Here is a 24541-nt window from a genome sequence, read left to right as displayed (position 1 = left end):
TTCGTGGGGCGGGGCTTTAGATCGTGGCTACAGAGCCGGAGTCGACGCGGTAGTTCGCTCCGTTGACGAAGCTAGCGAGATCTGAGCAAAGGAACGCGACCACGCTGGCCACTTCGTCCGGTGTGCCGCGGCGCTTTAGCTCTATGGATGGGCGCTTTTCATCGAGGAAGGTGGTGATCGCATCCGGAATCGAAATGCCAAGCTTGTGTGCCCGCTTCTTCATCATCGCGTCCGTCATCGGGGTATGGATGAACGCCGGTGACACACAGTTGACCAGCAACCCTTCCATGGCGTAGCTGCGAGACAAGCCTTTGGCAAGCGCGAGGATGCCGGCTTTCGCCGAGCAGTACGGCAGTTCGTCGTCGTATGGTTGCACCCCGTCCTCGGACGCCAGAAACACGAGCCGGCCCCAGCCGCCTTTGCGAAGCGACGGCAGGAAGGCGCTGACGAGCCGCACCGGGCCCATCAGGTCGACGAGGAGCGTTTCCATCCAGCCTTCGTCCGTCAGCTCATGGAAGAGGCCTTGGGCGCCGGTAATACCTGCTGACTGCACCAAGATATCGATGTCGCCGACCGCGTCAAGCACCCTGTCTCGAAGGGTCGCGATCGAGTCGACACTGGTGATATCGGCAGTGAATGCGTACAGCTGATTCGGTTTCGCGTTCAGCTGCTCGGCCGCCGCATCCAGTTTGTCCTGGTACTGATCGGTGATGACTACCGTGACGCCTTCGGCAAGTAGCCGGTGAGCGGTGTGCCAGCCGATCCCCGAGTCACCGCCGGAGACGAGCGCTATTTTTCCCTTGATACCAAGATCCATGACTTCACCGTACGCCGCGCACTCAACAATTTTCTATTCCTTGACATCGCCGCTCAACAATGTTGTGGTATTCAAGTGCGCAATGCCGTTGGAGACCCGGAGGTATTCAGGAGCACCGGCGCGATCCTGGGGGAAAGCCTCATCTGGGATGCTCGTGGGGACCATCCCGCAATGCTCTGGTGCGACATCACTGCGGGGCTCATCCACCGAAGTCCGCTGTGCATGCCCGCGGACGGCTCGGCTGACGACACGATCACGCTGCCCCCGCCTCTGGCCTCATTTTCCGTTGCAGAAATAGGAGGACGCCCGGGTTTCATCGTGTCGCTCGAAGATCGAATCGTCGTGACGGATTCCTCGGGTCACTTGATCCGAACAGTCGCAGAGATCCATCACAGTCGCCTTGGCCTCCGGCTCAATGAAGGAAAGGTTGATCCAGCGGGCCGGTGGATCACTGGGTCGATGAACCTTTTCAATGACGATCCGGTCGGCGCGTTCTACTCGGTTTCCGGTGATGGGGACGTGCGTCTGCTCCGGGGCGGTATCGGTGTCGCGAACGGGCTGGAATGGTCCCTGGACGGTCGTCGCATCTTCTTTACAGACACAAGTGTCGGCACGATCTACACGGGTGCGTACAGCGCGAACGGCGACATCACGGATGTGAATGTGTTCACCCGCGGCGCACCGCACGACGGCCTCACGATCGATACGGACGGTAACTTCTGGGGCGCGCTGTACGGGGGCGGCAAGGTCGTGCACTACAACTCGAATGGCGCTGAGGTCTTCGCCATCGATATACCGGCACTGAACCTCACCTCTGTTGCATTTGGCGGCGCCGACCTCTCCATGCTGTATGTTGCAAGCGCGCGCGAAAACCTGACGCAAGCACAGTTAGAGGCGTATCCGCTGTCCGGTAGCGTATTTGCGATTCAAACGGACACTCAAGGACGCCAACCCACTCCGTTCTTCAGTCGCGGGTGAGTTCCTCGATTGTGATTGCGGCATTGAGGAGTGCGAGGTGACTCAGCCCTTGTGGCAGGTTACCTAGAAAGGCGTTGTCGCTCGGATCGATTATCTCCGAATAGAGACCCACATCGTTCGCCAAATCAATGAGCTCGTCCATGAGCACGACGGACTCGTCATTGCGACCGACGCATGCGAGTGCGGATGCCAACCAGAACGAGCAGGCAACAAATGCTCCCTCCTCGTGGGCGGCCCCGGTGTAGCGATACGTGAGTGGACCATCGCCAAGTTCCGTACGAATTGCGTCTATCGTCGACGACATCCGCGAACTTCGGTCGAACCCGCTGGCCGCGTGGAGGAGTACGGATGCATCCAGATCGTCGCCGCCCGCCCAGGCCGTGAAGCTCTTTCGCGCTTCGGACCAGCAGTGCTCGCGTACCCACGCTGCGATGAGTTCGGATTCGGATCGCCAGTGTGTGGGGTTTCCCGGGATCTGGCCCATCTCACAGAGGCGCGTCGCGTCGGTGAGGGCCTGCCAGCATCCCATCTTCGACGAGGTGTAGTGGCGCTGCTCGGTGAGTTCCCATATCCCGGAGTCCGACTGTCGCCAGATGTCCGCCACGTGGTTGGCGAGTGAAGCCAGCAGTAAGCCCGTATCCACATCGAGCACATTTCCGGCCTCGACGTACACACGCATGACGTTGAACAGGTCACCGTATACCCCGAGCTGCAGCTGGTTGGCTGCGCGATTACCGATGGTCACCGGCCCAATTCCGCGCCACCCCGGCACGTCAAGGGTTTCAACATCACCGGGAACAGCGCCGTCCAGTGTGTAAAGAATGTGCAACTCCGGGCCGCACTCCCTGATCGTGCGAAGCAGCCATGCGACCGCCGCGTGGGTCTCCTCGCGAAGGCCGAAACGAACGAGAGAACGCACCGTATACGCCGTATCCCGCACCCACGCGAAGCGGTAGTCCCAGTTCTTGCCGCCACGGAGGTTCTCTGGAAGCGATGTCGTCGGCGCCGCCGCAATCGCTCCCGTCGGGCTGTAGATCAGTAGTTTGAGAGCCAGAGCACTGCGCTGGACAGCGTCCGCCCATGGCCCGTCGTAGTTGAAGTCACGCGACCACAATTGCCAGCTCTCGATCGTGCGGTTCACACTCTCGTCAGTCAACTCGGGCACCGGCACATGAACCGGTTCGTTCGCGGTACCCGCAACCGTGATGAGGTGGCGGGACTTCGCCGCCGTCGTAAAGCTTCCGGCCAGTGCGCGGCTGCCACCCCCGCGCGGTCCATGCGCCAGTCCGCGCACCGCAATCGTCACGCTACCAACGCGGATGACCTTTCCGTGAATCGTCGTGTCGACCCATGGCGATGCAGTCGAAAGGCACGTACCGGGAGTAACGCGCCATCGGAAACGCACGGCACCACGGATGCCATCGACACGCCTCGCCAGCTCCACCCACGGAAGCCGGCCGGCGAATCCGTTAACGAGAGCATCCGTGACTCGGGCGACACCCGCATCCGTTGTGAACGTGGTCTCCAGCACATTGGTTCCGGGGACATACCGGCGCGTGACGGTGTAGGTCCTCGCGGGCGCGAGCTCAATGCTGCCGCCCTCTCGTGCGTCCAGCAGCCGCGCGAACACAGGGGTAGAGTTGAGCGCCGATATGGGAAGCCAATCGATGCCGCCATCCAGTGCGACCAACGCCACCGTGCGTCCGTCACCGATCGCAGCGTACGAGCGTAAGTCCGTATAGCCATCCCGGCGTTGAGAGCTCATTCGCCTCCCACTCGTCGACGACATCCGTGAACTGAACCGCCTCGAGCTTAGCCTCGATGCACCGACGGGGCTCGTTGAGCATGCGGCGTTTTATGCCGAGCCAACAGGTCGAGGCATCCAAGCACCCCGTTGCGCTTTCGTATCTCGAAACCTATTTGTGTCGCAACCCATGGGCGGTTTTAAGGGGTGGAAGCAACGGGGGTTATTTCTTTCTTCGAGGTTAGCCTGCTGAGCAGGTCGGCTGGGGTGCTTCGGTTGAGGGTTTTGCGGGGGCGTTCGTTGAGTTCGGTGGCGACTTCGAGGAGTCGTTGGGCGCTGTGCGCGTTCAAATCGGTGCCTTTGGGGAAGTAGTGACGCAGCAGGCCGTTGGTGTTCTCGTTCGTGCCGCGTTGCCAGGGCGAGTGCGGATCGCAGAAGAAGATGGGAACGCCCGTCCCTTTCGTGATCTCAACGTGCCGTGCCAGTTCGCTTCCCTGATCGCAGGTCAATGACCGCCGCAGCATCGCGGGCATGAGGTTGAGGGCGCCGATGAGCGCGTCATGGAGCGCCGTGGCGCTATGGCCGTTGGGCAGGTGGACCAAGACGACGAATCGGGTCGTGCGTTCAACGAGGGTCGCGATCGCGGATCCTGACGCCGAGCCAACGATGAGATCGCCCTCCCAATGCCCGGGAATCACTCCGTCGTTGGCCTCAGCGGGCCGTTCACTCAACAGCGCCTTGTCGCGAATTCGACCGGGGGTAATGAGATGTGCGGCTCGCGATTTTCGAGCTGATCGCCCTCGTCGTAGGTGCCGGTGCGGGCGGACTCCGACGTAGCCGCGGTTTTGCACGTAGAGGCTTTGATAGATCGTCTCGTGGGATACCTGCAGTTCGTCCTGGCCGGCGAACGCGACTGCGAGGTCGTCGCTGATCTGCTGCGGACTCCAGCTCTTCCGCAAGCGTTCCTCAACGACAGCGGCAAGCTGCCGGACATCGAGCCTGCCGGGTTTGGGCCGGCACGCTCTGATCTCACACCGTTTCTGTGCGGCACAGGGCCGATAGCTACGCGTTGCCGGGTGTGCGTTCCGGCGCAGCTCCCGACTGATCGTCGACGCGACACGACCCAGATCCTGCGCGATTGCCCTGACATCTGCACCACCCAACCTCAGATCCGCGATGCGCAGACGTTCCTCTTGGCCTAGAAAACGTCCCGAAGACGCAACCGTCGGAACGGGTATCCGTCCGCCAGCGGCTTTGTTCCATCGAAATCCCTGTTTGCGACCCATTCCTATAGATTCACACGCGGCCGATGCCGACATGCCTTCCCGAACCCGATCCCAGAACAAGTTCTCGCGGACCTTCATGACCAATCTCGACGCCATTAACAACACCTCACTCAAACGGTGTTGATACGACCCCTTGAAACCGCCTGGTGGCTCTTCACGTTGACGAAGCAATACTTAGAAGCCGGAAACCACACCACTCACGGGGATGTAACCGGGTGATCGTCGTTGGTGCCGAGAACAGGTGCTTCGGCAACCCCGTGCGGTGTACGGGCTAATATAGCCGCCGCCAAGAATGAGCACATACAGCCTCAAGACTGACGTGATCCCATCAAACTCTCGGGTACCTGCACCGACAAGTGCTCCCGGTAATGTGCTCTCGCTTGTTGACGAAAGCTGTTGGGGGGGCGCAGCATGAAATAGGAACCTATTTTGTCGTGCAAAACCTGCGACGTGAAAATGATTGGAAATCAGGAGGATCTCAGATGCCGAAAGTGGCGATCAATGGGTTGGGCCGAATCGGGCGGGCTGCATTAAAAATTCTGCTCGATTCAGAGAATCTGGAACTTGTTGCGGTCAACGATGTGGCGTCAATTGAGAATCTTGCCTACCTGCTGCGGTACGACACGGTCTACGGCCGGTACCACCGTCAGATTGTTGTGGAGGCTGATGCACTTGTCATCGACGGCCACCGGGTGGTTGTTCTTGCCGAACGGGACCCAGCGGCTCTGCCGTGGCGGGAGCTCGGAGTCGATCTAGTGCTGGAGTGCACTGGTGCTTTCACTCGGGCGGAGGACCTGACCAAACATATTCAGGCGGGCGCGTCGTTCGTCATCTTGTCTGCCCCGACGAAGTCCGAATCCGTCCCGACGGTTGTGCACGGGGTGAACCGGCCGGATGGGCATCCGCAGATCATCTCTTGCGCCAGTTGCACGACGAACTGCATCACACCGGTCATCGAGATCGCGACAAGGCGTCTGGGGGTGGAGCGTGCGATCATGACCACAATTCATGCTTATACCGCGACCCAGCGCCTGGTCGACTCTCCAAGTGACAATTTCCGACGTGGGCGGGCGGGTGGAGCGAACTTGGTGCCCGCTCCTACCGGTGCTGCACAGGCGACAATCCGGGCATTGCCGAAGTTGACCGGGCTCTTCGCCGGGGTTGCGATCCGCGCCCCGATCGAGGTTGGTTCCATTGCCGACATTGTCATTGTCACTTCCCGCCCGACCAGCGTAGAGGAGGTCAACGCCGTGTTCATCGAGGAGGCGAAGACGCCCCGGTATCAAGGCATCCTCGGCGTTTCGGCGGACCCGATGGTCTCCTCCGACATCATCGGCGATTCACGCGCCGCCGTGGTGAACCTTGATTTGACGCAGGTCGTGGACGGCACCCTGATAAAGATCATGGCCTGGTACGACAACGAGTGGGGCTTCACCCACCAAATGATCCGCGAGGCTAGGGCCACCCTTGGGTTACCTTCCAGCGGGGAAACATCTCCGTGACGAGAAATACACTGAGGTTTCGATGTCACCTTCCATAGGGTACGTAGCCCGATCAGCGACATTGGGACTTTAGGGCAAAGTCGTTTGGCTCGATTACATCCGCTGCAGCCTACTTATTTCCGGCAAGTGCGAACGGATGGTGCGTGAGGACGGATTGAACGGTCACCTCGAACCCGTCGATCTTCGAGAAGGTGATCGTCGGCTTAACCGACTGTAGTCACGCGCTGACTCGGGCTCACACCGAGTCGTCAGCGGATGCTACGGCCTTGACTCCCAAATTCGTGTATAAGATTCTGGTCATCATCGATCTGCGGCGGGCGGCGGACCTGCGACGAGGCGTGTATGAAGGCACGGATGCTGGCGACGATACGTGATGGAGGTAGCACCCGACCTGGCCCACAACACCGCGGGAACGGGCGCACTTACCGCAGCGGTTATGGGCCGCGGCCGACCGGCCCAATCCGATGATCACGGAGGGCATCCCGGCGATCCGGCGGTTGATCGGTCAGGGCATCAGCGTGAACAACACGCTGCTATTCTCAACAAAAGTGTACGAAAACATGGTCGATGCATACCTGTTCGGAGTGGAGGACCGGTTGGTCGGCGGCGGGGGAAGGTCGGCATCGCCAGCGGGGGCGCCGCCTATGCCGCTTCACCAAGCTCGTCATCAGTGAGCGCTAACTGGCCTTGACCCCGGAGAGTGGACACGGGTTAGGCGGCGAGTTGGATCTCTGCGGCCTGGGACGTGCCGGTCGTCAAAACCAGCTTCACGGCCTCGTCTTTGTACTCAGGAGTGAACTCCCGACGTGATCTTGCCATAGTGAACATTCTCTCTTGTGAGGTGTCCACTCAACGGGGTCAGGGCCAAAGGCACTGTTCGAGACAACGGCCGAGGTCCTCACTGGGCTGGAAAAAGCCTTTGCAGGCTATGAGGAAGAGACCGGAGACGCTTGGCGTCGACAGTAAGTCAGTTCAGGCCGGGATGAAGCCATTCCACCCGGTCGTGGATGGATGTTAGTTCAGCAGAGCGAAGGGGGCGCACCCGTGGGTGCGGCCCCTTCCGCAACATGTGGGATCGATCTCAGTTCGCAGGGGTGATGGAGGCCGGTCAGTCTTATTTAGCTTCGGTATAAAGCTAGCTTCGACGGTGATCGACTCCCATGTAGCCGGATATCGGCAGAGTTTGGCCGCTTCCGTGTCCATGTCCATGTCGGGGACAATCATCTACGTGCGGGCAGATCCCGTCAATCTGGTGCTGGCAGTTTAGCGGTTGCTAAGCTCACGACATGACGCCCGGACTGGAAGAGCAGAATGTTCCCGCCCCCGATCGTGGGCCGGGGGGGATGCGAAGCTTCCGTTCGGAGCTTGACAGCACGCACTACACCGCGGTCGACGAACACTGGGCAGGCGGTCTCCCAGCCCAGTACGGTGTCGCTCCGCGGGTGCGAATTGGTAAGAGCAAGTGGTTCAACCTGTTGTGGTTGATTCCGATCGGCTTGGTGCTCCTGGTCATCGGCATCGCGGTAGCGAAGGGGATACGCGAGCTCCCTGCCGTGCAGGATTTCATTCAGCAGTATCCTGGCGAGTCTGAGCTTCCGGAGAACGCGCCGGTGGGTTTCCCTGCATGGCTGGGCTGGCAGCACTTCCTGAATGCTTTTCTGATGATCTTCATCATCCGCTCCGGCGTCACAATCATCGCCGATCACCCGCGTTTGTACTGGTCCAGACACTCCACACCGGGTAAAGACTGGTTGCGTATGCAGAAGCCGGTGCCGAGTGATCTGCTGTATACGTCGAAGCAGGAATCGATCACCTTGCCGGACGGCGTCGGCTTGCCGGGGCGTCGTCACTCCATCGGGCTCGCCCGCTGGTGGCACCTCGGCGTTGACACGTTGTGGTTACTCAACGGAATCGTGTTCTACGTTCTGATCTTCGTCACCGGCCAGTGGATGCGCTTGGTCCCCATGAGTTGGGACGTCATCCCGCATTCCATTTCGGTCGCAATCCAATATCTGTCGCTAGACTGGCCGACGGAAAACGGCTGGGTCAACTACAACGGTCTGCAACTGATCGCCTACTTCATCACCGTGTTCATCGCCGCTCCGGCCGCTCTCATCACCGGGCTCGGGATGTCACCGGCGTTGTCGACCAAATTCCGGACCATCAGTTCGGTCTTCAGTATCCAGGTCGCACGATCACTCCATTTCTTGGTGCTCGCCTGGTTCGTCATGTTCATCATCATCCACGTGACCCTCGTGCTGACCACCGGCGCCCTCCGCAACCTCAACCACATGTATGCGTCACGGGACGACAGCTCCTGGGTCGGGTTTTTGATCTTCGCCGCCTCGATGGTGGTCATCATCATCGGCTGGGTGGCGGCGACACCGTTCACGTACCGGCATCCGCGTGTGGTGCAGAAGGTGGGGTATGCGCTGATCGGTCCCGCGCAGCGGTTGTTCGAGCACATCGATTCGAAGCCGGGTCAGTACACGGAGAAAGATATCTCTCCCTATTTCTGGCATAACGGTAAGTACCCGGAATCGGAGGAGTACAAGAAGCTCCAAGCTGGCACCTTCACGGATTACAAGCTGCAAATCGGTGGGCTCGTTGATAATCCGGTGGAGTTGGACCTTGAGCAATTACGGGCGCTGTCACACCACGAGCAAATCACGCAGCACTTTTGCATTCAGGGCTGGTCGGGTGTCGCGAAGTGGGGTGGCGTCTCAATGCAGACCATTCTTGACATCGCGAAGCCGAAGCTGGAAGCGAAGTGGGTGATTTTTTACTCCTTTGCGGTCGGTCCTGATGGTGGGATTTACTACGACGCTCAACCGATCGAGCAGATGAGTTACAAACTGACCATGCTGGCCTATGACATGAATGATGAAACGCTGTCGTTCGGTCACGGTGCTCCGCTGCGGTTGCGCAACGAGGTGCAGCTCGGTTTCAAGCTGGTCAAGTGGATTAAGGGCATCGAATTCGTCGAAGACTTCTCCGAGGTCGGCGGTGGTCTGGGTGGGTACGACAACGACCATGAGTTCTTCGGCTATCGGCAATCCATCTGACATCCCACGCACTGACCGACAGGTCGGAACAACTTACGATTGGAAGTCGGCTAGCTACAGGTCGGGGCCGAAGACTTCGTATTGGATGTCTTTTGCGGGTAGAACTCGGTCTTGAGCGTGGCGAAGAAACTTTCCGCCATCGCGTTGTCCCAGCAAATTCCGGTGTGTCCCATCGACCGGGTAATGCCATGTGCGGCAGCGAACGCGGTGATCTGCGCTGACGCGTATTGGGCGGATTCAACCGGTGGAAGCAACACCAGTGTTTGCGATTAAGAGTAGCTCGTTCATCGCTTCGGCTGGCGTCTTGAATCCGAGTGTCTTACGAGGGCGTTCGTTCAGGGTCTTGGCGACGCCTTCGAGATCGACGAGGGCGTAGCGGGTGAAGTCGGTGCCTTTGGGGAAGTACTGGCGTAGTAGCCCGTTGGTGTTCTCGGTGCTGGGCCGCTGCCAGGGCGAATGGGGATCAGCGAAGTAGAACGGCAGTCCTGTTTGGATGCGGAGTCGGGCGTGTTGGGCCATCTCGGCGCCCTGGTCCCAGGTCAGCGACTTGCGCAGGGTCGCGGGCAGGCCCGTGATGGTCCGGGCGATCGCATCACAGACGGCATCGGCGCCGTGTCCGGCCGTCGCTGGCCCGTTCTTGGCCTGCGCGCCGACCATCTTGTGCTTGCCCATCGGAGGCAGGTGCAACAGCATCGTGAACCTCGTGGTGCGTTCGACGAGGGTCCCGATCGCGACCCCGCCCAGCCCGACGATCAGGTCCCCTTCCCAGTGCCCGGGCACGACCCTGTCGTTGGCTTCCGCGGGTCGGGCGGCGATCATGACCTCCTCTGTCAGGAAGCTCTTGCCGCGCTTGGCACGGGCCCACGGCACTCGCAGCGCCCGACCAGTTCGCAAGGCGGTGGTCAGCTCGCGACGCAGCGCGCCACGATTTTCGATGTAGAGGGCCTGGTAGATCGCCTCATGCGAGATTCTCATGCTCCCATCGTCTGGGAAATCAACTTTGAGCCGACCGGCGATCTGCTCCGGACTCCACGCTGTGGACCAGCGGCGATCCTGGCGTGGCCCATGACGACGCCCGTTCCACGCCCTGATCCCGGGAGCTGCAGCGGGCGTGCCGTCAGCGCGCGTGACCGTTCCATCCAACCGAGACTGCACGTACTCGCGCAACCGGGGGCTTCCCGCGAGCTTGGCGGTCTTGGGTCGGCGGGCACGCCGGTCGCAGTGCCACTGGGCGCTCGTGGCACGGTATTCAGACTTGCCGCCGCGCGATGCCGCGTTGCGCCGCAGCTCACGTGAGATCGTCGACGGGGATCGGCTCAACGCCAGCGCGATCTCACGAACTCCAGCGCTCTGGGCCCGCAGGATCGCGATCTCCTCACGCTCGACGAAGGACAAGAATCTTCCTGAGAGCGGTGCCTTGCTGACGTCTCGCATCCCGCCAGCGTGACGGAAGAAGCGAGTCCCGACCGGCGCCGACACGCCGGCCCGCTCGCCAGCCTCCTCGCTCGAGACACCCTGCCCGACGAGGTCCCAGAAATCCTGCCGGTGCTCCCGGCGCCACGCCGGCGGTCGGCCCGGCGACCGCATCGGCTCCCGCCCGAGTTGCGTGGCCATCCAACCCTTCGGACGTCCCATATTCCACCTTCATAATCGAGGTGTTGCTTCCACCGGTTGAATCTGCCTTGGGTACCGCGATCGGAGTGGAAGATCACCTGCTCGGGCCGCTTACCGCGGAGAGCCATGGCCATGACCAGGGCGTCCTGGATGAGGTCGGTGCGCATGTGATCGGCGATGACCCAGCCGATCACGCGGCGCGAGTGCGCGTCGATCACGGTGGCTAAATACAGCCACCCTTCCCAGGTCCTCAGGTAGGTGATGTCGCCCACCCAGACCTGGTTCAGAGCCCCGGTATCCCACTGCCGTTTGACGGCGTCGACCGGGTAGGCGTCCTCGGCCTGGCTGACCGTGGTGGTGCGCCAGCGTTTCGGGCTGATGCCCACCAAACCCAAGCGGCGCATGGTGCTGGCCACGGTTTTGCGGGAGATGATCTCGCCATCGGCGCGGAGGTCGGCGAGGATCCGCAGGGACCCGTAAACCACGTCGGAATCACCGTGGAAGAAGGTGACTTTCTGCTCGATGTGCACCCGCCGGATCGACGCCGGCGATGGTGCCCGGTCGATCCAGGCGTAGTAGCCAGAGCGGGAGACCTCGAGGAGGCGGACCATGCGGGTGATGGTGAAGTTGGTCTTCTCCGCCAGCATCAGTTCGAACGCTTTCCGTTCGTATCCGACGCTTCCTGGGCGAAGAAGATGGACGCTTTTTTTAGAAACGCCCTGTCCATCTGCAGGTCCGCGTTTTCTTTCCGAAGCCGCTGCAGCTCGGCCCTTTCGGACTCCGTCACCTCAGTCTGCCCAGTCTCGTTGCGAGCCTTGAACGCGGTCACCCACCGGCCCAGTGTGGCCTCGTTGACTCCGAGCTCGCGGGCAACGGTCGCGACCGCTCTGCCGGTAGTGATGACCAGCTTTACAGCCTCGTCTTTGTACTCAGGAGTGAACTCCCGACGTGATCTTGCCATAGTGAACATTCTCTCTTGTGAGGTGTCCACTCAACGGGGTCAGGGCCATCTCTCTCCCTGGTCCCAGGTCAGTGACTTGCGCAGGGTCTCGGGCAGGCCGGTGATGGTCCGGGCGATCGCATCACAGACGGCATCGGCGCCGTGTCCGGCTGTCGCTGGCCCGTTCTTGACCTGCGCGCCGGCCATCTTGTGCTCGCCCATGGGAGGCAGGTGCAATAGCATCGTGAACCTCGTGGTGCGTTCGACGAGGGTCCCGATCGCGATCCCTCCCAGCCCGATGATCAGGTTCCCGCAACCGTCCTACCGCGCTCGGCCAAACAGCTCGCCGCTCTGCGCCGACAACGGTCCGACATCGCCGTCGAGGTCGAGAAGCTGGTGAACGACCACCCCTTTTCCCCCGTCCTGACGAGCATGCCCGGAGTCGGCGTCAGGACCGCAGCCCGGCTCCTCACCGAGGTCGCCGGCAAGCATTTCGAAACCGCCGGCCACCTCGCCGCCTACGCCGGCCTCGCACCAGTAACCCGACGTTCCGGATCATCAATCCGCGGTGAACATCCCTGGCGACGAGGAAACAAGATCCTTAAACGCGCCCTGTTCCTCTCCGCCTTCGCGGCCCCGCGAGACCCCGTCTCCAGAACGTAATGCGACCGAAAAATCGCCCAAGGCAAACGCCACAACCAAGCCCTCATCGCCCTCGCCCGACGGCGGCGTGATGTTCTATTTGCGATGCTGCGCGACGGCACCCTCTACGAAACCGAACACCAACTCGCCGCTTGACAAAAATATAAAGGCACCCCCCCGGATCATCAACGACTGGGGGCAACGACTATGCCGGATCCGACAGGCCAACACGTATCCAGTTCACACCTTGTGGGCCTACGAAGAAAGTATCGGGAGGGGGGCATGCTTGTTGCTGGGTACGGCGGAACGCGGCACGCCGAAACCACGCTTCGCTTCGCCCCTCGGCTGCCTCCCGGGCTCACCACGCTCGCGTTCGGACTGCTCCTGTCCGGGCGAATGCTGCGGGTCAAGGTCACCGCCACGGCCGCCACGTACTCCGCTCTCGATGGCGTGCCGGTCCAACTCGTCCACCACGGCCAACAGGTCACCGTTTCCGCTGGAAAACCGGTGAGTGCGCGATCCCCGCCCCACCACAACTCGGCGCCAGACCGACTCAACCTGACGGGCATGATCCGCGGCGTGCCCGGCCGACAGGGTCGTGATCGACTTTTACGCCGGGTGTGTGGTTACCACTCGTAGATGCGTTGGACTATCTCGTGCCGCGGTGCCTGCTCGGGTCCCGGATAAGTGACCACGATCGGCACGTCGTCGGGACCACGGTTCTCGACCATCCTGAATCCATCGATGGTTTGGCTTGTCACGTGTGGTGACTGCGCGCGGAGTACCCGTTCACATAGTCGAAGTTCTTCTTCGTCCTCCGAGGGGATGCTCGGCGCGCGCTCCTATCTCGCGAAGGTACAGCTCGCCGTCGTCGGCGCCGCCAGCAGCGCAGCGCTGTTGTTTCGAACCGTCACGTCGAAGCCGAGTAGTTTCTTGTAGAACAGCACTGATCGGTCGAGTTCACGTACAAACATTACTGCTGACGACAACCTCACTCTGCGCGCCTCCGGAAGTTGGCCGTGTCTGGGAGGCGCATTATCGAAACCCCATTAGTTCTCGGGCAGCGGCGACGATATGGCGGGCTGAGATCCCTGCGGCGTCGAGGAGTTCGGCCGACTCACCCGACATCGGTAGCTTGGCGACGCCGAGGAGTTTGACGTGCAGTTGTGGCACCTCCGCCTCAGCCAGAGCCTCCATCACCGCAGCCCCGATGCCGCCCTGCGGATAATGGTCCTCCACCACAACCAACCGTCCCTTCGTGATGCGGCAGGTGTCGATCAGGGTGTCCCGGTCGAGGGGTTTGATCGAGTACAGGTCGATCACCCGTGCGGCGATGCCGGACTGAGCGAGCTCCTCGGCGGCTGCTAAGCATTCGTGCAGGGTGACTCCCGCCCCGATGAGTGACACGGTGTCGTCGGCCCCAGCCCAATGGACCTTGCACCCGCCGAGGGGGAACTGCTCCTCTTGTCCGTAGATGACCGGATAGGCCCCACGGGTTGCGCGTAGGTAACTGATGCCGTCCGTGTCGGCCATTATCTTCACCAGCGCCGCAGTCGAGGGTGCGTCGCTTGGATACACCACAATTGAGGTGTGGATGGCCCGCATCGCCGCAATGTCTTCCAGCGCCATCTGGGAGGGCCCATCCTGGCCGATTTCAACGCCCGCGTGAGTGCCGACGAGGCGAATGTTCGCCTCCGACAAACCGGCCATCCGAATGAAGTCGTAGGGTCGGGCGATTAAGAAAGCTGCGAAGCTTGACGCGAAGGGGATGTATCCGCGCACCGACAAACCCACCGCGGAGGCGATGAGCTGTTGTTCAGAAGTGAACATTTCAAAGAATCGTTTCGGACAGACCTCCCGAAACTCGCCGGCATGCGTGGAGTCGCCGACCTCACCGTCGAGGACAACTACCTCCGGTCGCACCGCCAACGCCGAGATCGCGGCACCGAAAGCCGCGCGGGTGGCGACTTTCTCGCCGATCTCCCAGGTGGGGAGGGTGACGGCGACGTCCGGGTCGGGGACGATCGCCGATGTGCCGGCTTCGGGGACGGCGGTAGTGATAGTCAACCCGTTCACGCCACCCAGAGCAGCGATAGCCCGCTCCGCCATCTCCTGCGGCAGGGCCTTGCCGTGCCAGCCGTTTTTGTCTTCAATCTCGGGCACACCTTTACCTTTGATCGTGCGGGCCAAGACCACCGTCGGCTGCTCCGGATGGGACCGGGCCTCGGTCAGTGCCGCGTCGATCGCGGCGACATCGTGTCCATCGATCACGAGAGCACGGGCGCCGAACGCTTCGACCCGTTTGGCATACTTGTCCATGTCCCATTGCAGCTCGGTAGGACCGTCCTGGCCAAGCCGGTTGACGTCGACGATGGCCGTCAAGTTGCCGAGATTGTAATAACTCGCCTTGTCGATCGCCTCCCACATGGAGCCTTCGGCCATCTCGCTGTCCCCGCAGAGCACCCACGCCTGGTATGGCAGCTTGTCCAGGTACCTTCCGGCAAGACACACCCCGACCGCATCCGGTAGGCCCTGTCCGAGAGAACCGGTCGCAACATCCACCCAAGGCAGGATAGGCATCGGATGCCCCTCAAGACGAGAACCGAACTGGCGGTAGGTGTTCACCAACTCGTCCTCATCCACGACGCCCACCGCACGGTACATCGAGTACAACAACGGCGAAGCGTGCCCCTTCGAAAAGATCAGGTGGTCATTGGTCGCCTGCTGGGCGTTGGCCCAGTCATACCGCAGGTGCCGAAGAAGCAGGACCGACATCAGATCGGCCGCAGACAACGACGAGGTCGGATGCCCGGAACCCGCCCGGGTGCTGCAGCGGATGGAATCCACCCTCAACTGGGTCGCCAGCGCACGCGAAAGATCCACCTGTTCGGTGCCCATCTTCGAGGTGTTCGGAGTGTGAGTCGTGGCCATGTTAACTGTTCCTTCGTCCCGTACGTCGGTAAAGAAATCAATGCAGTACCCGTGATGATAATCCGCACAACATGGCTTTGCCACAGTGCACTTCAGATGAGTCCCGTCGTGACATTGATCTGAACCGCTCGTGAGCGCAGACTACAAGTCAGAGCGGAAGCGGGCATTGTCATGGTGGACAGGATCGGCGACATCTGGGGTACCAGGACGCCCTTTGCCCGAGGCGAGAAATGGCCGGTGCGCGTCGATCAGAAGTTGGCTGATGGCCTCGGCGACGACGACGTTGATCGCTGGGTGCAGTCGGCCTGCACGCTATGCAGCAATGGCTGCGCGTGCGACATCGCGGTGAAAGACGGGCGGATGGTCGGCGTGCGCGGCCGCGCCGTCGACATCGTCAATCATGGGCGACTCGGGCCGAAGGGCCTTTTCGGCAGCTGGCAGGGCATGTCCAATGGCGACCGGCTGACTCGTCCGCTCATCCGGATCGGTGGCGAGCTGGTCGAGACTGACTGGGACACGGCCATGTCCCGGATCGTCGAGCGAAGCAGGCAGCTTTTGGCGGACAAGGGACCGCTGAGTCACGCGTTCTATACCAGCGGCCAACTGTTTCTCGAGGAGTACTACGCGCTGGCGATTCTTGGCAAGGCCGGCATCGGCACTCCGCACATGGATGGCAACACCCGGTTGTGCACGGCGACCGCCGCCGCGGCGATGAAGGAGAGCTTCGGCGCGGACGGCCAGCCCGGCAGCTACGTCGACATCGACGAGTGTGACGCAATGTTTTTCTACGGCCACAACATGGCCGAGACCCAAACGGTGCTGTGGGCGAGGATGCTAGACCGCATCGCCGGGCCGGACCGGCCGCGCATCGTCTGCATCGACCCGCGCGAGACCGAGGTGGCACGATTCGCGGACGTGCACCTCGCGGTGCGTCCGGGCACGAACCAGGCGATGATGAACGGCCTGATCCGGGAACTCTTCATGAACGGATGGATCGATGAGGAGTACATCGCGGCGCACACCATCGGCGTCGACAAATTGCGGGCCGTGGTGGAACCATGGACCCCGGAGGCGGTAGCGGACACCTGCGGTGTCTCCGCCGACGACGTGCGGGAGGCCGCGCGTATCTTCGGCACGAGCGAGCGGGTGCTCTCCACCGTTTTACAGGGCTTCTACCAGTCGGCGCAGGCGACCGCAGCATCCTGCCAGGTGAACAATATGCACCTGCTCCGAGGAAAAATCGGCACCGCGGGGAACGGGGTGCTGCAGATGAACGGCCAGCCCACCGCACAGAACAACCGAGAGTGCGGGGCGGACGGGGACCTTCCCGGATTCCGCAACTGGGAGAACCAGGAGCACGTCGCCGAGCTCGCGACACTGTGGGACATTGATATCTCGGTCATTCCGCACTGGGCACCCCCGACCCATGCAATGCAGATCTTCCGCTATGTCGAGCAGGGCAGCATCGAGTTCCTCTGGATTTCGGCGACGAACCCGGCGGTCTCGATGCCGCAACTGGCTCGCATCCGCGGCATCCTCGGCCAGGAAAGCGTCTTCCTGGTCGTGCAGGACCTGTATCTCACCGAGACGGCGAGGTACGCCGATGTCGTGCTGCCTGCCGCGGGCTGGGGCGAGAAGACAGGAACCTTCACCAACGTGGACCGTACGGTGCATCTCTCCGACAAGGCCGTCGAGCCGCCCGGTGAGGCAAGGAGCGACCTCGACATTTTTCTTGACTACTCGGCACGGATGGATTTCCGCACGAAGTCGGGCGCGCCACTCCTCGACTGGGCGGGGCCCGAGGATGGCTTCCGCGCCTGGCAGGACTGCAGCCGCGGGCGCCCGTGCGACTACACCGGCATCAGCTACGAACGACTTCGCGGGGGAAGCGGCATTCCCTGGCCATGCAACGACGAGCATTCCGACGGAACGGTTCGACTCTATGGTGACGGCGTCTTCCGCACCGAACCCGACGATTGCGAAACGTTCGGCCATGACCTGCTCACCGGCGCGACGGTCGGCGAGCAGGCGTTCCGTGCGCTGGAGACCCACGGTCGGGCCCTCTTCAGGGCTGCAGCCTACGCGCCACCACACGAAGAGCCGGATGCCGACTACCCGTTGCGATACACGACCGGTCGCACGGCCTACCAGTTCCACACCCGTACTCGAACCGGTCGCGCCCGGCAGTTGAACAATGCCGCACCGTCGGCGTGGATAGAGGTCTCGGTGCCGGATGCTGGCCACCTCGGCATCTCGGAGGGCGACCTTGTCCGGGTCACCTCCCGCCGCGGCGAACTCGTCCTGCCCGCCCGCGTCGGAAATGTGCGCGAGGGAACAGTATTCGCCCCGTTCCACTACGGCTACTGGGATTCCGGTCGGTCCGGCCCCGACGGCCAACCCACCGCAGCCAACGAACTGACGGTGACCGAGTGGGATCCGGTATCCAAGCAGCCCCTGTTCAAAAACGCGGCCGTGCGTGTGGAAAAGATAGCGGACGGTGCAGGGCCGTCCCCCGCCCCAACCACCGCCGCATCCCGACCCGCGGATCCCCGCGGCGTGCCGGTCACCGACGGCGGTGGTGACGCGGAGGCGCACGAATCGATACCCCCGATTGAGCCGCCTACCGTCGCAACCGGGCAGGGAAACTGATGCTGTTACCCGTGTACCTCGGCATGCTGGCGACGGCCGAGCATTCCCTCGCCGACTCATTCCGCCAGGTCGCGGCAGAACACGGCAACGAACCGGACGTACTACACCTCTGCGAGGCCCTCGCCGCGCAGTGCGACCAGCACGAGAAGGCGCTCGCCCCCGCAATCGGCCGCTATGGCGAGCGGCCCGACGACGAACCGGAACGACTCCATGCCGACGCGGTTCTGTCCAGCCGCAGCGGCCCCATCGGCTTTCTTCGAGACCTGCAGGACGTCTACATTCTGGCCAGCCTGGTCGACGTCACCTGGACCGTGGTCAAACAGGCCGCCCTCGGGCTCCGCGACAGTGAACTCGTCGAGATCATCACCCGATGTGAGGGGCAGACGAAGGTGCAACTCGACTGGCTTAGCACCCGCATGAAACAGGCCGCCCCGCAGGCACTCATCGTGGCACGCTGACGACGACGCAGCCTGGCGGCCGCGACCGCGACCGCTACAACGAAGTGCGCCAGCGTTGCGGCCAGCGTAGTGCCCCAACCGACAGAAGCACCGATCGTTTCCGGCCTGCGTGGCTGCTTCGTATCCGCCGGCGGCGACGAGCGCCGGGACAGTAAGTAAAAACGAGAGCCGGGTTGCGGCGACATGCTCGAGGCCGTGGAATACTTTTGCGCTGATCGTCGCGACCGACCTTGACCCACCCGGAATTGACGCGATGCATTGGAGGAGCCCGGTCGCGATCGCGTCATTTAGTAGGATCTGCTGTTTCGACCGATTCTGGTGAGCGGCCCACTCCGCCCACCACATCACTACGATCCAGCGGAGCAGTCCCTCGACATCGACCCAGAGATGTGCCGACCGATGATCGAGAAGGCATCCTCACTGAGTCCAGGCGATCGGTTGTCTGCAGGGCCGGTGCGGAGTACCGTAGTAGTGCTACCGCCAACGTCGGAAGAGGGTGTTGAAATGGGCTTTGATCAGTACCACGAACCTGCTGGGGAGCTGTCCGCGCAGACCCGCACCTTCGCCCGGATGTGCGCGAACCTGACCGAAGAAGCTGAGGCCATCGGGTGGTATGAGCAACGCATTTCGCTGGAGCCCGATGCCACCTCCCGCGCCATCATGGAGGACTCGCTGGGTGAGGAGTTCAAGCATTTCAGCATGGATCTGGAGTTCCTGATGCGGGCCAAACCGTTGTGGCGCGAGACCGCCCGCGGCATCCTCTTTCAGGATGGTGACATTGTTGAGAATGGTGAACGATCGGAAGCTGCGGCTGCTGAAAAACATGGTCGGGCTTCCGATACGCCCGGCGGGGTAGGTTCGATCTCATCCTTAGGAATCGGCAGACTGAAGCGAGCAGAATCATGAGCATGAACCATTTACTGCGGACCCTCGCTCCGATTTCTCATGACGGCTGGCAGCTGCTAGATAAAGAAGCGAAGGAACGTCTGACTGTGACGCTCGGTGCGCGGAAGGTCGTGGATTTCTCGGGCCCTCACGGGTGGTCATACTCGTCCACCAACCTGGGGCGGACCGAAGCTGTGGCAGACGTCCCCGTCGTCGGCATCAGTGCATGTCGCCGTGAGGTGTTGCGGTTGACTGAGGTACGGGCCGAGTTCATCGTTTCCCGCAGGGACCTGCTTGACTACGACCGAGGTGCTGCGGATCCGGATCTGCGAGATCTCGACAGGGCAGTCATGCGCATGGCCAGCACGGAAAATATTGCCGTCTTCCACGGCTGGGAAAGTGCGGGCATCACGGGCATCACGGAGTCATCCCCGAATGCTGCCATCGAACGGGTAGAGGACTTCAACGACTATCCTCGACGGGTGGCCCTGGCCGTCACGGCGCTGCTCAGGAATGGTATCAGCGGCCCATATGGGCTTGCGCTGGGTCCCAATGACTACACGGCCGTAATCGAGACGAGCGAGCACGGCGGTTATCCCCTGTTGGACCACCTGCGCCAAATCCTAGGAGGCCCGATCGTGTGGGCCGCCGGCGTTCGCGGCGCGGTCGTCCTGAGCTTGCGCGGCGGGGACTTCCTCTTCGAATCCGGCCAGGACCTCTCTCTCGGTTACGACTATCACGACGGCGAAGCGATTCACCTGTACCTTGAGCAGTCGTTCAGTTTCCGGGTCGCCACACCCGAGGCCGCCGTCGAAATGGTCGGCGAGTAGCCCAGTTTTCGGGTGGACGGACCGGAAGGAGACACCGATGAACCACAATTTCAACGGTGGTGACCGGGCAGGTTAAAAATTTCGAGGCCGGTCAGATCGCCAGCAAAATCAGCGGGGTACACACGAAAGACACCGAGTACAAGGGCCACCTGCACCACTGCACCGAAGAGGATGGGACTGCCCCCGGTTTGGTTGATTCCTGACCTGTGGAGATTCGTCTTCGCTGGAAGGATGTCATCATGCCCGAGCCCTACCCGCCCGAGTTCCGCCGCGATGTCGCGGTCGCCCGGAAGCACGAAGCCCCGCTGAACCAGATCGCGAGAAACTTCAGGATCTCCGAGTCCTGTCTCGCGAACTGGCTGAAGAAAGCCGACGTCGAAGAAGGCGTCAAGCCCGGCGTAACCGAGAAGGAGTCCGTCGAGCTGGGGGATGCGAAGAAGCGCATTCGGCTGCTCGAGCAGGAAGCCGAGGTCATGCGCCGTGCCGTCGCCTATCTGTCCCGGGACGTCAACCCAAAATGATCTACCCGCTGGTCCTTGAACTTGCCGTCGACGGTGTCCCCGTCACGGTGACCTGCCGGGTGTTGCGCTTCTCCAAACAAGCGTTCTACCAATGGAAGCGCGACCCCATCTCCCAGCGCGACTGGGACGACGCCCACCTCACCAACGCCGCCTGGGATATCCACGGAGACGACCCCGCGTTCGGCTACCGGTTCATCTCCGACGAGCTCGGCCAGGCCGGCCTCACCGCAGGTGAGAACCGGGTCTGGCGGCTGTGCTCGCAGCAACGGCTCTGGGCCGCGGGGTCGATGGGCGCCTACCTAGTGTCAGTCGCCGGGCTCATTGCGGCAGTGTCCGTGATGCGCGCCTTCGAACTGGGCGGCGGGACGGCCGCACCCGAAGCGATGGTTCTGCTCATCGTGGTACTGACGTTGCCGTTATCTACTGCTTACTATGTCGTCGGTTCACTGGGTTCATCGCAAATGTCCGGGCCAGCAGAATTCGCCGTCGAAGCATTGACCATGAGCGCGGCGTTGTACTACCTGGGATTCTTCCTCTTGGCTGCGATCAATGCTGCCATCTTCAGATGGATAGTGATCAGCACTCGCCGACGGCGGGCGGAAGCTCAGTCTGATTCCTGACGGTCGACCGACGCGGTAGGGCCCGTGGATCCAGCGCGAAGCAGTGGCCTGGCGAGGACAAGCCCGCAAACCAGGCCAGCGAGGGCAACAGGGAAAGTCACCAAGGCGCTGAGGTGCGGGAGCAGAGAACCTCCAAAAAACAAGGTGAGGCCGCCGACAAGGACAGCCGGGGCTGCGACGAGGGCGAAGGACCAGATGGGGGCGTGCATCGACCGAGCCCAGACCGCGGCCCCGACGAGGGCGACCGAACCCACGAGAATGAGAATCTTCCCCACACGATCGCGTTCAAGAGCCCCACCGGTTGGCTCAAAATAAAACGCATTATCGAGACCTGTCCCCAACAGGACCAGCCCGACGAGGATGAGCGCGGACCATGCGACCAGGGCGGCAACCCAGAGTGAGAGGCGGACCCAACTGGCTGTCATCGCTCCACTCATTTCTGTTGTAGGCATGTGCGGAACGTGAAATGCGCTTCTTGAAAGCCGCAGGTCGTCGAGTGTCACCTCGTCAGGTTCCCCCCAACTGGCCTCAACTCACCCTGACACGTAGGGGAGCGGTCGCGACCGTTGCCCGCGAGCTCGGTGTTAACGAGGCCACTCTGGGCCGGTGGGTGAGCGCGTTCAAGGCTCGCAACGAGACCGGGCAGACTGAGGTGACGGAGACTGAAAGGGCCGAGCTGCTGCGGCTTCGGAAAGAGAACGCGGACCTGAAGATGGACAGGGCCTTTCTAAAAAAAGCGTCCATCTTCTTCGCCCAGGAAGCGTCGGATACGAACGGCAAGCGTTCGAACTGATGCTGGCGGAGAAGACCAACTTCACCATCACCCGCATGGTCCGCTTCCTCGAAGTTTCCCGGTCGGGCTACTACGCCTGGGTTGGCCGGCCGCCGTCGCCGGCGTCGATTCGGCGGGTGCATATCGAGCAGAAGGTCACCTTCTTCCACGGTGATTCCGACGAGGTCTATGGGGCCCCGCGGATCTTGGCTGATCTCCGCGCGGACGGGGAGATCATCTCTCGCAAGACCATCGCCGTGACCATGCGACGACTCACGTTGACGAAGCAACACAACACTCACGGGGACGTAGCCGTACAAGCTCGGCGCCTCCTCCCTGCCTCTAACACATCGAGGCGGCGCTGAGCGCCGCCCGGGCTTCGCACCCGTGCATGTCCAGGCAGTACGCGCATCCATTGATCTGCGACGCGCGAATTTTCACCAGCGCCGGCAGAGCTTCACCCAGGCTTCCCGCATGGATGTATTTCTCTAGGGCGAACATCGGTTTCTAGGCCTCGGGATCGACATCACCGACGGAGAGGCGTTGCTCAACTGACATTGTCGTTACCTTTCTGTCAGTGTTCATGGTGCTTGTACGTAGAGCGACCGCTATTGCGCATGTCGTCCGATGAAGTCATCGATCAGATGCGCAACGGAGTCCAGCTGCTCATCCAAGGCGAAGTGCCCGGTGTCAAGCAGGTGCAGTTCAGCAGCGGGAAGATCATCGAGGTATGCTCGTGCGCCTGCTTCAGAGAAGAACTGATCGTTGCGCCCCCAAGGCACAAGCATGGGGGGCTGATGTTCGCGCATCCACGCTTGCCACGCTGGATACAACACGACGTTGGACTGGTAGTCATAGAGCAGGTCGAGCATGATCTGGTCTCGCCCGGATTGATCGAGCCAGTGCTGATCCAAAGTCCATGAGTCAGGATCGACGAGCTCTGGGTGCGCGGTCCCTTCGAGATGCTGGGAGCGCGTCGCCTCCGCTGTTAGCGCTCCGCGGATAGCGGTCTCCACCCCCTCTTGATCTGCCCAGTACCGAACCACAGACTGCATATTCGGCCCCAGCCCCGCCTCGTAGGCGTTGCCATTTTGCGCGATGACCCCCTGTATCCAATCCGGATGTCGCGCCGCGATGCGATACCCGATAGGAGCGCCAAAGTCGAAAACGTACATGAAGAACGCGTCAATGTTAAGGGTCACCAGAAACGCTTCGACGACCTCGGCAATGTGATCAAAAGAGTAAACAAAGTCGCCGCCGCCGGTGCTCGAGGCAGGAGCGCTACTGTAACCAAACCCCGGATAATCCGGTGCGATGAGATGCACCCGGTCGCTGAGCCGATCCATCAGGCGCGCGTACTGGTGCGACGCAGCAGGGAAACCATGCAAAAGCAGGAGCGTCGGCCCATCCGCCGGACCCGCTTCCCGATAGAAGATCTCCAACCCATCGACTGTAACGGTGCGATGCCGCACCCCCGTGAGCTGATCAGTTTCCGTGGTGAATTCGGCCATACTGTCCTCGTTTCGCCTGCTTGTAACTACAATTCAGACTTTCACCCGCGGTACTTCATGTCAACACGCCCACAAAGTGGTGCCATTTTCGCCCTCCCAGACGAGATAGAAGATGACCACGTTTACGCCCCAACTCACCTCTACCCGGACTGCGGCGTATACCGTAATCGACCTCACAACTGACACGCGAGCCACCGACCTGATGTATGGCCTTGACCCCGGTTGGTGGACACCTCACAAGAGAGAATATTTATCATTGAAAACACACGCCGGGAGTTCACTCCTGAGTTCAAAGACGAGGCCGTCAAGCTGGTGATCAACACCGGTCGGCCCGTGTTCAAGGCCAGCCAAGACGCCGGTGAGGGCGGGGTCACGGAGACGGAGAAGGCCGAACTGCTGCGGCTGCGCAAAGAGAACGCCGACCTGAAACTGGACCGGGCGTTCCTAAAAAAAGCCTCCCTCTTCTTCGCCCAGGAAGCCTCGGATACGAACGCCAAGCGTTCGCACTGATGCTGGTGGAGAAGACCAACTTCAGTATCGTCCGCATGGTCCGCCTCCTCGCCGTGTCCCGGTCGGGCTACTACGCCTGGCTGGGCCGCAGCCCATCTGAGAGGGCGGTGCGGCGGGAGAACATCGAGCAGAAGGTCGCGTGGTTCCACAGCGACTCAGACGAGGTCTACGGGTCCCTGCGGATCCTCGCCGACCTCCGCGCCGATGGCGAGATCATCTCCCGCAAAACCGTGGCCAGCACCATGCGCCGCTTGGGTTTGGTGGGC

The 24541-nt window shown here is 61.7% G+C and carries 22 protein-coding genes and 5 pseudogenes; 15 read left to right on the top strand and 12 right to left on the bottom strand.

Annotation, left to right across the window (positions count from 1 at the left end):
- Positions 1 to 16: 16 nt before the first annotated feature.
- Positions 17 to 817 carry an SDR family NAD(P)-dependent oxidoreductase gene (locus tag E3T40_RS00465; RefSeq protein WP_134542385.1) on the bottom strand — a complete coding sequence of 267 codons (801 nt, stop codon included), beginning with the start codon at positions 815 to 817 and terminating at the stop codon, positions 17 to 19.
- On the opposite strand from E3T40_RS00465, the gene E3T40_RS00460 reads away from it, so the two are divergent.
- Complete coding sequence (locus E3T40_RS00460; protein WP_241981617.1) at positions 752 to 1795, top strand: SMP-30/gluconolactonase/LRE family protein; 1044 nt, start codon at positions 752 to 754, stop codon at positions 1793 to 1795. The two genes, E3T40_RS00465 and E3T40_RS00460, sit on opposite strands and share 66 nt — an antisense overlap.
- On the opposite strand, the gene E3T40_RS00455 is transcribed toward E3T40_RS00460, so the two are convergent.
- Complete coding sequence (locus E3T40_RS00455) at positions 1782 to 3560, bottom strand: glycoside hydrolase family 15 protein (RefSeq protein WP_134542384.1); 1779 nt, start codon at positions 3558 to 3560, stop codon at positions 1782 to 1784. The two genes, E3T40_RS00460 and E3T40_RS00455, sit on opposite strands and share 14 nt — an antisense overlap.
- Positions 3561 to 3739: 179 nt before the next feature.
- Positions 3740 to 4825 (bottom strand): IS30 family transposase, encoded by a 1086-nt coding sequence (locus tag E3T40_RS00450; RefSeq protein ID WP_206750348.1) that lies wholly within the window; start codon positions 4823 to 4825, stop codon positions 3740 to 3742.
- A gap of 482 nt (positions 4826 to 5307) precedes the next feature.
- On the opposite strand from E3T40_RS00450, the gene E3T40_RS00445 reads away from it, so the two are divergent.
- The 3 genes and pseudogenes from E3T40_RS00445 (at position 5308) to E3T40_RS00435 (ending at position 9392) form a co-directional block, all read left to right on the top strand.
- Positions 5308 to 6327 carry a type I glyceraldehyde-3-phosphate dehydrogenase gene (locus E3T40_RS00445; protein ID WP_104194246.1) on the top strand — a complete coding sequence of 340 codons (1020 nt, stop codon included), beginning with the start codon at positions 5308 to 5310 and terminating at the stop codon, positions 6325 to 6327.
- 443 nt (positions 6328 to 6770) lie between these two features.
- Positions 6771 to 7001: pseudogene (locus tag E3T40_RS17435) on the top strand (transaldolase family protein); the annotation flags it as partial.
- Positions 7002 to 7613: 612 nt separating this feature from the next.
- Positions 7614 to 9392, top strand: a complete 1779-nt coding sequence (locus tag E3T40_RS00435; protein WP_198411901.1) for a molybdopterin-dependent oxidoreductase — start codon at positions 7614 to 7616, stop codon at positions 9390 to 9392.
- Between the two features lie 237 nt (positions 9393 to 9629).
- Here the strand turns inward: E3T40_RS00435 and E3T40_RS00425 are convergent, their stop codons facing one another.
- The 4 genes and pseudogenes from E3T40_RS00425 to E3T40_RS00410 form a co-directional block, all read right to left on the bottom strand.
- Positions 9630 to 10826 (bottom strand): IS30 family transposase, encoded by a 1197-nt coding sequence (locus E3T40_RS00425; RefSeq protein WP_134542405.1) that lies wholly within the window; start codon positions 10824 to 10826, stop codon positions 9630 to 9632.
- The gene (locus E3T40_RS00420; protein ID WP_241981620.1) at positions 10709 to 11656 is read right to left on the bottom strand and encodes an IS3 family transposase; all 948 of its coding nucleotides are present in this window, start codon (positions 11654 to 11656) and stop codon (positions 10709 to 10711) included. Before E3T40_RS00420 ends, E3T40_RS00425 begins: the two co-directional genes overlap by 118 nt.
- On the bottom strand, positions 11653 to 11967 hold the full coding sequence (locus E3T40_RS00415) for a transposase (protein ID WP_166786528.1): 315 nt from the start codon (positions 11965 to 11967) through the stop codon (positions 11653 to 11655). The genes E3T40_RS00420 and E3T40_RS00415 overlap by 4 nt, the downstream gene beginning before the upstream one ends.
- A 54-nt stretch (positions 11968 to 12021) precedes the next feature.
- Positions 12022 to 12258 (bottom strand): annotated as a pseudogene (locus E3T40_RS00410) (IS30 family transposase); the annotation flags it as partial.
- Positions 12259 to 12264: 6 nt separating this feature from the next.
- On the opposite strand from E3T40_RS00410, the pseudogene E3T40_RS00405 reads away from it, so the two are divergent.
- Positions 12265 to 12744 (top strand): annotated as a pseudogene (locus tag E3T40_RS00405) (transposase); the annotation flags it as partial.
- Between the two features lie 126 nt (positions 12745 to 12870).
- On the top strand, positions 12871 to 13227 hold the full coding sequence (locus E3T40_RS00400) for a glycosyl hydrolase family 65 protein (protein ID WP_166786527.1): 357 nt from the start codon (positions 12871 to 12873) through the stop codon (positions 13225 to 13227).
- Positions 13228 to 13430: 203 nt separating this feature from the next.
- On the opposite strand, the gene E3T40_RS17430 is transcribed toward E3T40_RS00400, so the two are convergent.
- A complete protein-coding gene (locus E3T40_RS17430) occupies positions 13431 to 13583 on the bottom strand; it encodes a VOC family protein (protein ID WP_370287839.1) in 153 nt (50 codons plus the stop codon).
- A gap of 40 nt (positions 13584 to 13623) precedes the next feature.
- On the bottom strand, positions 13624 to 15519 hold the full coding sequence (locus E3T40_RS00395; protein WP_134542380.1) for a transketolase: 1896 nt from the start codon (positions 15517 to 15519) through the stop codon (positions 13624 to 13626).
- Between the two features lie 171 nt (positions 15520 to 15690).
- Between E3T40_RS00395 and E3T40_RS00390 the strand changes: the two genes are divergently transcribed.
- Both E3T40_RS00390 and E3T40_RS00385 read left to right on the top strand, forming a co-directional pair.
- The gene (locus E3T40_RS00390) at positions 15691 to 18168 is read left to right on the top strand and encodes a molybdopterin oxidoreductase family protein (protein ID WP_134542379.1); all 2478 of its coding nucleotides are present in this window, start codon (positions 15691 to 15693) and stop codon (positions 18166 to 18168) included.
- Positions 18168 to 18626 (top strand): hypothetical protein, encoded by a 459-nt coding sequence (locus E3T40_RS00385; RefSeq protein WP_104194255.1) that lies wholly within the window; start codon positions 18168 to 18170, stop codon positions 18624 to 18626. The genes E3T40_RS00390 and E3T40_RS00385 overlap by 1 nt, the downstream gene beginning before the upstream one ends.
- 120 nt (positions 18627 to 18746) lie before the next feature.
- Here E3T40_RS00385 and E3T40_RS17425 read toward each other — a convergent pair.
- Positions 18747 to 18971 (bottom strand): annotated as a pseudogene (locus E3T40_RS17425) (undecaprenyl-diphosphate phosphatase); the annotation flags it as partial.
- Positions 18972 to 19130: 159 nt separating this feature from the next.
- Between E3T40_RS17425 and E3T40_RS00375 the strand changes: the two are divergent.
- From E3T40_RS00375 to E3T40_RS00350, 5 genes and pseudogenes are all read left to right on the top strand, one after another.
- A complete protein-coding gene (locus tag E3T40_RS00375) occupies positions 19131 to 19532 on the top strand; it encodes a hypothetical protein (RefSeq protein WP_233194011.1) in 402 nt (133 codons plus the stop codon).
- Between the two features lie 2 nt (positions 19533 to 19534).
- Positions 19535 to 20341: a family 1 encapsulin nanocompartment shell protein gene (locus E3T40_RS00370; protein WP_104194263.1), complete on the top strand. Its 807-nt coding sequence runs from the start codon at positions 19535 to 19537 to the stop codon at positions 20339 to 20341.
- Between the two features lie 239 nt (positions 20342 to 20580).
- Positions 20581 to 21140 (top strand): annotated as a pseudogene (locus tag E3T40_RS16775) (IS3 family transposase); the annotation flags it as partial.
- An 808-nt stretch (positions 21141 to 21948) separates the two neighbouring features.
- Positions 21949 to 22275 (top strand): transposase, encoded by a 327-nt coding sequence (locus tag E3T40_RS00355; RefSeq protein WP_134542376.1) that lies wholly within the window; start codon positions 21949 to 21951, stop codon positions 22273 to 22275.
- A complete protein-coding gene (locus E3T40_RS00350; protein ID WP_134542375.1) occupies positions 22275 to 22619 on the top strand; it encodes an IS3 family transposase in 345 nt (114 codons plus the stop codon). Before E3T40_RS00355 ends, E3T40_RS00350 begins: the two co-directional genes overlap by 1 nt.
- Here E3T40_RS00350 and E3T40_RS00345 read toward each other — a convergent pair.
- Positions 22597 to 22755 carry a carboxymuconolactone decarboxylase family protein gene (locus E3T40_RS00345; protein ID WP_104169147.1) on the bottom strand — a complete coding sequence of 53 codons (159 nt, stop codon included), beginning with the start codon at positions 22753 to 22755 and terminating at the stop codon, positions 22597 to 22599. The two genes, E3T40_RS00350 and E3T40_RS00345, sit on opposite strands and share 23 nt — an antisense overlap.
- Positions 22756 to 22862: 107 nt before the next feature.
- On the bottom strand, positions 22863 to 23765 hold the full coding sequence (locus E3T40_RS00340; protein ID WP_134542374.1) for an alpha/beta fold hydrolase: 903 nt from the start codon (positions 23763 to 23765) through the stop codon (positions 22863 to 22865).
- A 225-nt stretch (positions 23766 to 23990) separates the two neighbouring features.
- Between E3T40_RS00340 and E3T40_RS00335 the strand changes: the two genes are divergently transcribed.
- Positions 23991 to 24275 (top strand): hypothetical protein, encoded by a 285-nt coding sequence (locus E3T40_RS00335; protein ID WP_134542373.1) that lies wholly within the window; start codon positions 23991 to 23993, stop codon positions 24273 to 24275.
- Positions 24275 to 24541 (top strand): IS3 family transposase (locus E3T40_RS00330; protein WP_134542372.1); only part of this gene is annotated, 267 nt, incomplete at its 3' end. The genes E3T40_RS00335 and E3T40_RS00330, both read left to right, overlap by 1 nt.

It is taken from the genome of Cryobacterium sp. TMT1-19 (genome assembly GCF_004403055.1).
Taxonomy (GTDB): domain Bacteria; phylum Actinomycetota; class Actinomycetes; order Actinomycetales; family Microbacteriaceae; genus Cryobacterium; species Cryobacterium sandaracinum.
This window is presented reverse-complemented; position numbering and strand designations above follow the sequence as displayed.